This is a genomic window from Streptomyces roseus (assembly GCF_001044425.1).
GTDB lineage: Bacteria > Actinomycetota > Actinomycetes > Streptomycetales > Streptomycetaceae > Streptomyces > Streptomyces roseus.
In genome coordinates, this window is record NZ_LFML01000003.1 from 1 (window position 1) to 10,909 (window position 10,909).

Consider the following 10,909-nt stretch of genomic DNA (forward strand, 5'->3'; position numbering starts at 1 on the left):
CGCGTCGTACCCGATCGCGGCCAGGTCGGCGGCGACGGTGTCGAGTCCGCGGCTTCGGATGGCGGCGACGTTTTCCAGGAACACGAGGTGGGGTCGAAGGTGGCGAATGGCGTGGGCGATGGTTTTCCACAGTCCTGAGCGGTCACCGGCGATTCCGCCCCGAGGTCCGGCGTTGGAGATGTCCTGGCAGGGGAACCCGGCCGTCAGAGTGGCCGGCCGCGCCATCGAGGCGGCCAGTTCGGCCCAGTCGACCGCGGTGAGGTCGCCGAGGTTGCGGGCGGTGGGCAGGCGGGCGGCGAGGAGCCGGGACGCGGCCGGGTCCTTCTCGGCGACCAGCGTCGTAGGCAGGCCGGTGACGGATTCCACGGCCAGGTCCAGGGCGGCGGACCCGGTGCACAGGCTGATGTTGCCGCCTTCCGGCGGGAGGTGGACGGGATGGGTCATGCTGGAGACCTCCACAGGTCTGTTGAGGGCTTGGGATACGAGGGCGGCCCCGGTTCATTGGCGTGAGAGGGGGCCGCCCTCGCTGTGTTCAGTGGCGGGTGTGGTCGGTGGCCAGGTCGGTCAGCCGCTTGGCCTCGTCGGGGGCGACGTGGCGGTAGCGGACGCTGACCCGGCACCCCGGGTCGGGGCAGCGGATCGTGCGCTTGCCGGCTAAGAGGGCGACCGCGTCCGATACGCGCTCACGCAGGGGGCTCTGGTCCATAGGTCTGCCTTTCAGCGGTTGTTGAGGGTGCCGCTGGCTCGGCCGAAGAGGCCGGTGGCGCTGATGTTCTGAGTGATGTGCTGCACCGGCGCCGTGCCCTGTCCGGCCCTGCGGGTGGTTCGCAGGAGAGCGGGGGCGAGCACGCCGGCGGCGATGAGGGCGATGGCGGCCCAGAGGGCATCTGTCATGGCGATCAGTCCCGGGGCTGCGTAGGCGATCCCGAATCCGGCGGCGGCGATGCCGCCGCCGAGGGTCGGGGCGAGGAGTGCGGTGGTCTTGGCCCATGCCGGGATCGGCTGGACCGGCGCCGGCAGGGGCTCGGCTGGGGGTGTGTAGGCGAGGGTGCGGATGCCGTTGGGCAGGGTGACGAGCTGGACCCCGGGAGGCAGTTCCGCGAGCGGCATCACGGGGTGCTGGACGGCGTTGGGGTAGAGGATCGGGTCGCCGTAGCGGGCGGGCGCGGTGGTGCTCGGGAGGGTGGGTTCATAGGGCATTGCAGGCTCCTGGACGCGGTGCGGACGGCCCCGTGGTGTGCGGCCGGGCGCGGTGGGTGGTCGCTCTGCGTGTGCGTGGTTACTGCCTACTGGCTACTGCCAACCCGGTACTGCCTACTGCCAAAAGCCCCGATGGAGGGCCCTGGTGGGCAGTAGCGGGCCGTTCTACTGCCCACTGCCAAGTTGGCGGTAGGCAGTAGGCGGTAGCCGTGTGTGGCGCTCTCAGGCGTGGTCGGGGTGGACGTAGACGGAGTGGGGGCCGCGGTCGCGGTAGATCAGTTCGCCTCGCTCAGCGGCGGCCTTGAGGGTCTTGCGGACCGCCTCGCGGCTGCGGCCGACGAGGTCGGCGACGGCGGCCGGCTTCATCCCGTCCGTCCCGGCCGCATTGATCGCGGTGACCGCGTCCGCCAGCCAGGCGGGCCCGGTCTCCTTGCCGTCGCGGAGCGCGGACAGGTTCAGCCCCGTACCCGCCTCCGGCTGCTCGGCCTCGACCACAGGTCCGACCTCGGCCGACGGTTCGGGGGTGGTGCCGAACTGCGCGTCGATCTGGGCCATGAACTCGGCCGCCATCACATCCTCATCCGTGACGGCGCGTGCGGCTGCGGACGGGTCTTCGCGGAGCGCCGACAGACTCAGACCTGCGCTCACACCGGTCGCGGTGCTGCTCGTGGCAGGGGGCTCGGCCGGATCGCTGGTCTGCTGGTGGCTGTTGATCCACGCGGTACGGGCGTGGTCCCAGCGTCGGGCGTAGTCAGGGCCTGCGGCTTTGGCGGAGATGTCGTCGAGGCGGGGGTGCCGGTCGGACGTGGCGTGGACGATGTCGCGGATCTGGTTGGGCAGGATCCGCCACGTCCCGAAGAGGGCGACCGGGGATTCGGGGGTGCCCATGAAGCCGGTGCCCTTGTGGGGTGCCTGCTCGACCCGCAGTCCGCGGCCGCCGGGGAAGAGCTTGGAGAGGTCCATGCCCTCGGTCTCACCGCCGGTCAGCGCGACGCGGACCTTGGCTTCGCGGCGGATCATCAGGTTGCCCAGAACCGCCCCGGTCGCTCCGAGGGCGGTGAGGACGGTGCGGATGCCCATCGCGCGGAGCATGCGGATCACTTCAAGGATCTTCTTGGCGAGCTTGCGCATCTCCGCATCGGCGCTGGTCAGGATCTCCGCACCCTCATCGATCACGATCATGATCTGAGGGATCTGGGCGCTGACTGGGAGGAGGTCGGTGTTCGCCTTGGACATGAGGTCCTGGTAGGCGCGCTTGCGGTAGAGGCCGATCCGCAGGGCCGCCTCCAGCATCAGCATGGCCTCGTCGTGGGTGGAGGCGAGCCAGTCGACTCCCGGCCGGACCGGCTGGCCCTGCCCGCCTTCCATCGCGGGGCGGACCCACGGCAGGCCGGCCGATCCCGCGTTCAGGTCGATGACCCAGGTCAGCATGTCCGTGGCGCGGGCGAACCCGGCGAGGATGACGTGCACCATGTTCGTCTTGCCCGACCCGGTCGGGCCGACGACCAGCGCGCACTGCTCCCGCAGGTAGGCGCGGATTTCATCCGCGTTGGTCCGGTACCCCCACGGGACCCCGGTGTGGACGGACAGGGCGCTGTAGTCGGAGGGGTACTGGACTTCCGCGGCCAGCACGTTGGCGGTGGTCACGTCGATGAGCACCCGCCCCTGGTCCACGCCGGGGGTGGCTGCGGCGGTGCAGCCGTGGGGCAGGCGGGCGTCCGCGGAGAGCTTGGCGTTCTCGCGGGCGATCCGGTCGTAGGTGACTCCGCCGGCGGGGAGTTCGGCGTCGATGGTGAAGCCGGTCCCGGTGGGCCAGATCTCCACCGCCAGCACGCGGACGGTGATGCCGCAGACGCGCTGGATGCGGTCGACCCATTCGGCGGCGATGCCGCGCCTTTCCGCAGAGAGTTCGCGGGCGACGTGGCGTTCGGCGGCTTCGAGGGCTTCGAGTTCGCGGGCCTCTTCGTAGAGGCCGGTGGCGCGGGCGGAGGCGCCGATGGCGACGCCGAGGGTGGCCAGCGAGCCGAGGGCGGTCCAGGTCAGCGGGCCGGTGGCGAGGGCCCAGGTGGTCCAGCCGCCGCCGAGGAGCCAGGAGGTGGCGCGGGCTCCGATGGTGCGTCCGGCGAGTTTCTGGCGCAGGCCGGTGGCGGTGTGGCCGATCGCTCCGGCGGTGCCGACGGCGAGGGCCCAGGTGGGGGGCATGTGGGCGAGGGTGCCGACGGTGGCGACGGCGAAGGCTCCGGTGGTGGCGGACAGGGCGCCGGTCACGGGTCGGTGACCGGCCGCCCAGTCCCACGCTGGACCACCGTCGTGCTTGATGGTGTGGGCGCTCATCTCAGACGTTCCAGCCCTTCTCGGCGTCCAGGCCGTTGCGGGGGTCCTCGTGGCGGGCGATGTCGGCTTCGTGGACCTGCCGGAACACCGGCCCCATCTCCTCCGCGAGCGACACGGACGCCATGACTGCGCCGAAGCAGTCGCGGAACGTCTCGGCGACGGCCTTGTGCAGGGGGAACTCCTCGTCGGCGCGCTCGCTGAGGATCTTCATGACGTTGGCGACCGAGCCGAGGGCGTGGGGCAGGCCCTCGATCATGGCGAGGATCTCCATTGCGTTGTCGGGCTCGTAGGACTGGGCGGCGGCCTCCATCTCGGCCGCGTGCTCCTCGAAGCGGAAACCGGAAGCGGTGCTCACCTGGGGTGCTCCTTCACTGGTGGGAGGTGCCGGTACGTGGTTTGCGGGCCGCTCGACGCGGTCCCCGATCTGCTGCTCGTCGTCGCTCTGCTCGGCCACCGCCTGCTGCTCGGCCGCCTCCTCGTCCTGCTCCAGTTGCGTGCGGATCTCCGCGTCCCGGGCCTCACGGGCCGTGCGGGCTCGCTCGACCAGCGCCCGGTACAGGCGCCGGCCGGGGTGCATCAGCGACGGCATCCGCAGCTTTCGGCCCAGCGGGGTACTCACCAGACCGAGCACCCCGGCCGCCCCGGCGAGCAGCCCGGCCACCGCCCGGCGGCCGTGGAAGCGGGCAGCCGAGCGGCGCAGGGCCTTGCGGGCGGCTTTGCGGGCGGGGGCGGCGAGCTGGGTGACCCGCTTGCGGTGCGCGGTCTGCCGGATCCCCTCACGGCCAGAGGCAACGGCCCGGCCCGCGGCGCGGTCCCGCACCTGGCGGGCTGCGCCAACGACCTTGTCGCGGACGGCCGCGGCCTTGGACATGCCCTTGGACAGCGTTCGCGCGGCCGGGCCGCGAGCAGCGGCGCGGGTGCCGGTGGCGCGTTCGGCGGCCTTGGCAGCACGCCTGTTGTCGGCGCCCTGCCGCCGCGCCTGCACCCCCGCCGTACGGGCGGCCGCCCTGCTCGGGGACTGGGCGCGGGCCGCGGCGCGTAGTTCGCGCACCTGCCCCGCCCTGCCCCCGGCCAGACGGCCCGCCGCCTGGCCGGCACGCTGGCGGACCGACGGCATCCCGCCCTTGCCCGGACGTGAACCGTGCTTCCCGCCAGCCGGAGTGCTTCCGGCCCGGTGGCTCGCCTTCCCGGCGCCCTTGCGGGAAGCAGGGATCCCGGAGCGGGCCGACGAGCGGGGCTGCGAGGGCACGCGGCCCGCACCGGAGGAACGAGCGGCCGGAGCGGTCTGCTTCGCAGCCGCCTTGGCCTTGCCGGGCTTGATGCGCTTGCGGGCGGCCGCTCCGAGGGCGACGGCCCCGGTCATCGCCACCGCAGCGGCGACCGGGCCACCCGCGAGGGCGGCCGCGGCGAGCAGGCCCGCCGTGGCGTTCGCCCCGGACAGGGCGAGCGGCACCACGGGGAAGCCGCCCGCCGTGTGGTCGACCTTGGTGGCCGTAGCGTTCTCACCGGCCGTGGAGGTGGTCGGATCGGGGCCGGTTTCCACGAGTGGAGCTACCGGTTCGGTGATGGTGTCGGTCATGCTGAACGTGCTCCTTCAGGGGAGATAGGGGCCCGGCCGGCGCTGTAGGAGGCTGACGGCCGGGCCCTGCCGAGGTGTTCAGGCAGCGCACTGTTCTTCGGGGTAGGCGCACGGGACGCACATTCCGAGCGAGGCCGGGATCACGTATCCGGCATCCGTGCGGCACTCGGGGCAGGTCCGGCGGGCCGCATTGGCCTTCGCCAGCGCCGCAGCCCGGGCCGGTGTCATCGGCCTTACCGGGAGGGCCAGTTCCGTCCGGTAGAGGTAGGCGACCAGCGGGCCGCGCCGGTAGCGGGGGCGCTCCACCTGCGCTGCGACGGCCTGTCCACCGGGCCGAAGCCCCACGGCGCGGAGCTGGCGACGGGTGGCCAGCCCGTCCGGGGCGAGGCGCCAGGAGTAGACGGGCAGCGTGCTCATCCCTCGGCGCCGATCGCGACGGTGACCAAGTCACGGGCCTGACGCTCGTCGTTGAGGCGCTGGTAGAGCTTGTGGACGTAGGAGGTGGAACGGGTGGAAAGCCGGGCCGCCTCCGGCAGGTTCTTGCCTTGCACCCAGCACGCGCGGATCACGTTCGCGGCCTCTTCGGCCGACAGGCGTTCAGGCTCCGGCTCGCCCGGGTGGACGGGGCTGGCGCTGAGGGGGAAAACGGGGTGGAACACCTGCCGGTCACCGCAGATGACCAGCGGCGCCCGGAACGGCGCCTCGGCGACGGGCTCTACCTGGACGTCCACCACGGCCGCGACGGGGACGGGGGGAGAGGGGGTGTGGACAGTGGTGGTGGTGTCCACCCCTTCCACCTCGGCGTCCACCAGCGCCCGGAGTACGGCGCACTTCGCGAGGATCTGGCCCCGGTAATGGTTGATCGCCTCAGCGAGAACGATCAGAAGGACCGGGGGGACAGAGTGGAGGACGAGCCCGGCCGGGTCCACCTCGCGGGGAAACCCGAAGGAGGCACCAGCCGGCCACAGGGAAGTCCAGCAGTTCATCACCCACGTGCCTAGGCCGGTGAACCAGCGCAGCCCGGCGGCCCAGCCGGACGGGTAGAGCCCGTACTCGGAGAGACGGCCGTCGAAGATGAGGACCGTACCGAGCGCGACCGCGACCATCGGGTCCAGGAGCCAGGCGATCCACGGCGAGACGTGGTGGTCGATCGCGAACATCGTCACGTTCGACGCGGTGAAGACCAGCGCCACGAACGCGACGGCCACCAACACCCGCGTCAGCTTCGACAGCATCCCCTCAAGCGCGGCGATCTGCTCCAGCGGCGAGCGCGCCGTCACCGGGAGGCCTCAGAGCCGATCAGGCGGACGGTGACCGAGGCGACCAGGCGCACCGGGCCGGTGTCGTCGTCCTCCAGATCGTCCCACGCCCACCTCTGGCCCGGGACGATCTCGTAGCCGAGGCCGGCCAGAGCCGCGGTGCGCTCGGCCACGGTGGGGATGGGCGAAGTGCGGGCGAACAGGTGCTCCGGCCACTCCCTCGGAACGGGATTGTCGGTCGGTACGTAGACCTCCCACTCGCCGCAGCAGGAGTTGACCAGGCGGGCGGTATGCGTCATGCGGCACCACCCGGCAGCGATGCGGTGGCCTGGTTGGCGAGCGACGTACGGGCGGTGAGGACCCGGTTACGGGCCCGGCGAATCCGGCGCGCGTCGAACTCCGACGCCGGCCGGTCCAGCAGCGCGATCAGCGCGTCGAGCAGGTCGACCTCCGCCAGGATCAGCGGCATCTCGACCTCGATCGCGTCCAGCTCCGCGTCCGACGGCTCCAGGCCGTCGGACCACGGGGTAACACGGTTCTGAAGTGCAGCGATGGACTCCACGGGTCTTGCTCCTTCGGTAGAGGAACGGGACCCAACAGCAGCCCCGGTGTTCGAGCACCGGGGCTGCACTGCGTTGGGGGTCAAGCGGGAAGAACTCCGGCTCCCCTCGACTCCGCCCGTACACCGCCGAAGCGACGGACGGGCGGAGGAGGGAACCGGCCGCGGCTATGGCCGCGCGGGTGTCCCGACTCCGCGAATCACCGCTATGACCGGTGCGCTCGGGCGGCGGCTCGGGGAGACGCGAAGGGCGGTGCCGGCCTGCCGGTCCAGCAGGGCGACGGCCAAGGGTCTTAACCGGATCACGAAGACTCCTGAATGCGAGGTCAAGCGATGTGAGGGTGGGGCTTCACCGGTCTGCCGTTGCCACGGCGGCCGGTCCCGAGCCCGAAAATCGGGCGCGTCATCGTCACTGCTCTGACGCCAGCAGGGCGGCACGAACCGGGTAGCACCCCAGGCCAGGGGCGATCGCAGAGCCGGAACGTGAAAGGAAGGTGTTGCCGCCGAGCGACACCCCGTCGCCCTGGGGACGGGATCACGCCCGTCTCGTCTTGCTTCGCACGCTGTTCAGTTCTCAACTCAAAGCCGGTAGCTCCCGACTGGCCGTGGAAACCAAGAGGGCTCCCCTGCCGCGAGGCAGGGGGACACAGCCGGAGCCTAAGCAAGTTACCTAGGTCGCTTGCTTGATTCGAAGTTACCTAGGTCGCTCGCCGGTCGTCAAGCACCCGCAGGGCGCCTTGGAAAAAGACCTAGGTTGGTTACGCTCTATCCATGGACTGGAACCCGGAGCAACCCCCGACTGCCAAGGAGATCGCCGCCAAGTTCCGCAAGGACATCGGCGACGGCGTGTACCCGACAGGGAGCCAGCTCCCCGGGGCCAAGGGTCTGGCCAGGCAGCTCCGCGTAGGCCTCATGACTGTGCAGAGCGCCTACAGGCAACTTGCCGAAGACGGTCTGGTCGTTGGCAAGCAGGGGAGCGGGACGTACGTGCTCGACCCCAAGAAGGGGGATCCGACGGCCCAGGAGACCTCCCTGGGGCTCCGAGAGCTTCAGGACCAGCTCGTGCATCTCACCTCCCGAGTTTCTGAACTCCAGGGCCGGGTCCAGCAGCTTGAAGCTGCTCGCCCCGGCCTGTCTGACGAGAACCAGTAGGCCTCATTTCGAGTCGATCCACAGCGCACAGGGGTTAACAGTCGGCCGCTGTTACCTGTTAACTCCCCACGTCAGCGGCTTGTTTGGGCATGATGGGCGCCTGTTGCGTCACGGGACATTGGGGGGTGCCATGAAGACGAAGCTCCAAGCAGCAAGGGCCGCGCGAGGGTGGTCTCAGGCCGACCTGATGGATGCATTGGAGGACGCAGCCGTTCGGCTTGGCATCCAGCTCCCCTCTCGAAGCAGCCTCAAAGCTCAGGTCTCGATGTTCGAGAACGGCCGCCGGCCGCCGGGGTCGGACTATCAGACGCTCTTCTGTGAGGCGTACCAGGCCACGCGGGTTGAGCTGGGCTTATCCCTCGACGCCGCACCATCGCAGCTCGATACGTTGCCGTCCTTGCCCGCACCGCGGGCCGCAAGTATGCAGGCTAGCCCGGAAGTCATCGGGTACCTGAAGGCAGTGTTCATGGAGCACGTGCAGGCGGAGCCTGTAGTGGGGCCACGGTTCCTCGTGCCGGCTGTCCAGAGCCAGATGCCGCTCATCGAACAGGTCTGCAAGGGAGCGCGGGGGCCGCTCCGAGACGAAGCGGTGCGGGTGGGCGCCCGGTACTCCGAACTGCTTGGATGGCTCCATCAGGACTCGGGAGACTCGCAGTCCGCAATGCTATGGACGAACCGGGCGTTGGACTACGCCTCGGAGCTGGAGGACCCCGCCCTGAGCGCCTACGTCTTCCAGCGACGGAGCAACATCGCGGCGGAGGCGGGCCAAGCCGGATATGCGGTTGGGCTGGCCAACGCTGCGCTTAGGCAGGCGCGAGGGCTTCCCCAGGACGTTCGGGCCGTTGCACTTCGTGCGAGGGCGTACGCGGATGCCCTTCTTGGGCAGAGCGACGAGAGCACGCGCGCGCTGGACGAAGCGCGGGTGCTGGCCGACCAGGGCCCGGTCGGGGAGGGGCTCGCTCCGTATTGCTCGGTCGCGTACATCGACATGGAGGCAGCGGCATGCGCCCTCCATCTCGGACAGCCGGAGCAAGCCGTCGCGACCCTTGAAGCGAGTCTTACGGAGTGGCCGGCCGAGCAGCAGCGAGACCGTGGCCTTTGTCTGGCTCGGCTCGCCACAGCCTATGCCCAGCTTGAAGACGTGGAAGGCGCGTACAACGCCGCTTCGCAGGCCGCAGCGATCGCTGAGGCGACCGGTTCGGCGCGCATTCTGGGGGAGCTGTTGAGGCTGCAGCCGTTTCTCGCGCCCTGGCGGAAGCTGGTGGAGATTGCGGAGCTCAACCGATTGTTGGGCAGTATGAAGGGGAGCTGACCGGACCAGAGGAGAGCCGTGAACCTGCTTCCCACCATGACCACTACCGATGTCCAGGAACAGGCGCCGCGCGTCGCTGTGCTGCCGGTCGGGTCGTATGAGCAGCACGGCGCCTACCTGCCGCTGATCACAGATACCGCAATCGCGTGCGTCATCACCCGTGAGCTCGCCGCGGCCTACCCCGTTATGGCCCTGCCTCCGATCAGCATCGCATGCAGCCATGAGCACGGGACGTGGCCTGGAACGGTGAGCATCAGCGCCCGGACGCTGCACGCAGTGATCACCGACATTGCCTCATCGCTCGAAGCGTCGGGGGTGCGAAAGCTCGTCCTCGTCAATGCGCACGGGGGCAACTACGTACTCTCGAACATCGTGCAGGAGGCCAACCTCACAGAGCCGCGCATGAGCCTCTTTCCGCAGGGCCGGGAGTGGAACAGCGCCCGTGAACACGCTGGCCTCAGCAGCAGCGCACACGACGACATGCACGCCGGAGAGATCGAAACCTCGATCCTGCTCCACTCGGAGCCGGACCTCGTTCGCCCGGGGTACGAGGCTGCGGACCACGATGCGAGTGATCGGCCGTTCCTACTGACGCTCGGCATGAAGGCGTACACGAAGAGTGGCGTCATCGGTTTTCCTTCTCAGGCCACCGCTGAGAAGGGGGCGGCGGTACTGCGGAGCCTCACGGAGAGCTTCGCCGATCACCTTGCCGCACTGGGGGAAGGCTGAGCCGGGTCTCAGTCCTGGTCTCGGTCACCCCAGAGTCCATGGCTGTCCGGGGTGAGCTGAGGATGTCCGGGAAGTCATTCTGACCTGCGCTTACGTAGCTGTCGGAGACCCTGGCGGACGCGTGCGGAACAAGATCGGACAACTCGTAATGCGTAGGTCTCGGGTTCGAATCCCGAAGGCGGCTCTGTAGAACCCCCAGGACTCACTCGCCGTGACCTGGGGGTTTTGCTATTTCCGGGGCCCGTAGGCGTGCGCCGGCTGGGGCCACGGGTCGCGTGCGTGAGCGGAGATGTGGTTTTTCACGGCCGTCGCACTGGCGAGGATGACGATCCTTCCCTGGGCAGCCGTTGCTGGTGCAATACGGGGCGCGCGGCGGCCGAACTCGGCGGAGGAGAGGCGCTCCGGGCGCCGGCCGTCGGTGTGGATGCCGGGGGGGATGGTGAGGGCGTCCGGGGTTTTCGGTGGCGAGCGGAAGAGGGCGGCGCTGCGGGCCCGGTCAGGCCGCGCCGAGTCGCCGATGCCTGCGGTATCCGTGTCGACCAGTTTGATGACCGTCGTCGCCGAGACGACTGCGGCCGAGGCCGTCGCCGACCTTCTGCATCGACTCCGCGCGCACGGTCACAGGCGCAGGAGGTCTCCGGCCGGCCAATTGCGCTTCGGGATGGACGCAGAGGGTATGGCGAAGTGAGCATTGTGATGCTTGGGCGTGCCCTCCCGAATTCGGAGCCGTTGAGGCAGTCCTCCGACTCCGAAACCGGGAGGGGCGACATGTGCCGGATGATTCG

Annotated in this window: 12 protein-coding genes; 3 read left to right on the top strand and 9 right to left on the bottom strand. The window is 70.0% G+C overall.

The window, feature by feature from the left end; genetic code table 11:
* The 9 genes from ACS04_RS00265 to ACS04_RS00300 form a co-directional block, all read right to left on the bottom strand.
* The coding region (locus tag ACS04_RS00265) for a DNA cytosine methyltransferase (RefSeq protein WP_048474426.1) at window positions 1-444 on the bottom strand (444 nt) is incomplete at its 3' end.
* Between the two features lie 88 nt (window positions 445-532).
* Complete coding sequence (locus ACS04_RS38015; RefSeq protein ID WP_158977140.1) at window positions 533-706, bottom strand: hypothetical protein; 174 nt, start codon at window positions 704-706, stop codon at window positions 533-535.
* An 11-nt stretch (window positions 707-717) separates the two neighbouring features.
* Window positions 718-1,200 (bottom strand): hypothetical protein, encoded by a 483-nt coding sequence (locus tag ACS04_RS00270; RefSeq protein ID WP_048474383.1) that lies wholly within the window; start codon window positions 1,198-1,200, stop codon window positions 718-720.
* 222 nt (window positions 1,201-1,422) lie between these two features.
* Window positions 1,423-3,534, bottom strand: coding sequence for a hypothetical protein (locus ACS04_RS00275; protein ID WP_048474384.1), 2,112 nt, complete (start codon window positions 3,532-3,534; stop codon window positions 1,423-1,425).
* 1 nt (window position 3,535) lies between these two features.
* Complete coding sequence (locus ACS04_RS38545; RefSeq protein ID WP_048474385.1) at window positions 3,536-5,113, bottom strand: hypothetical protein; 1,578 nt, start codon at window positions 5,111-5,113, stop codon at window positions 3,536-3,538.
* A 78-nt stretch (window positions 5,114-5,191) separates the two neighbouring features.
* Window positions 5,192-5,530 (bottom strand): RRQRL motif-containing zinc-binding protein, encoded by a 339-nt coding sequence (locus tag ACS04_RS00285; protein ID WP_048474386.1) that lies wholly within the window; start codon window positions 5,528-5,530, stop codon window positions 5,192-5,194.
* On the bottom strand, window positions 5,527-6,393 hold the full coding sequence (locus ACS04_RS35140; RefSeq protein WP_053080641.1) for a hypothetical protein: 867 nt from the start codon (window positions 6,391-6,393) through the stop codon (window positions 5,527-5,529). The genes ACS04_RS00285 and ACS04_RS35140 overlap by 4 nt, the downstream gene beginning before the upstream one ends.
* Window positions 6,390-6,671: a DUF6303 family protein gene (locus ACS04_RS00295; protein WP_048474387.1), complete on the bottom strand. Its 282-nt coding sequence runs from the start codon at window positions 6,669-6,671 to the stop codon at window positions 6,390-6,392. Before ACS04_RS00295 ends, ACS04_RS35140 begins: the two co-directional genes overlap by 4 nt.
* Window positions 6,668-6,934 carry a DUF6284 family protein gene (locus ACS04_RS00300; protein WP_048474388.1) on the bottom strand — a complete coding sequence of 89 codons (267 nt, stop codon included), beginning with the start codon at window positions 6,932-6,934 and terminating at the stop codon, window positions 6,668-6,670. The genes ACS04_RS00295 and ACS04_RS00300 overlap by 4 nt, the downstream gene beginning before the upstream one ends.
* A gap of 768 nt (window positions 6,935-7,702) precedes the next feature.
* Between ACS04_RS00300 and ACS04_RS35145 the strand changes: the two genes are divergently transcribed.
* From ACS04_RS35145 to ACS04_RS00315, 3 genes are all read left to right on the top strand, one after another.
* Entirely contained in the window at window positions 7,703-8,083 is a 381-nt protein-coding gene (locus tag ACS04_RS35145) for a GntR family transcriptional regulator (RefSeq protein WP_053080643.1), read from the top strand.
* A 130-nt stretch (window positions 8,084-8,213) separates the two neighbouring features.
* Window positions 8,214-9,395 carry a helix-turn-helix domain-containing protein gene (locus ACS04_RS00310; protein WP_048474389.1) on the top strand — a complete coding sequence of 394 codons (1,182 nt, stop codon included), beginning with the start codon at window positions 8,214-8,216 and terminating at the stop codon, window positions 9,393-9,395.
* 36 nt (window positions 9,396-9,431) lie between these two features.
* Complete coding sequence (locus ACS04_RS00315) at window positions 9,432-10,124, top strand: creatininase family protein (RefSeq protein WP_048474429.1); 693 nt, start codon at window positions 9,432-9,434, stop codon at window positions 10,122-10,124.
* The last annotated feature ends 785 nt before the right edge of the window (window positions 10,125-10,909 follow it).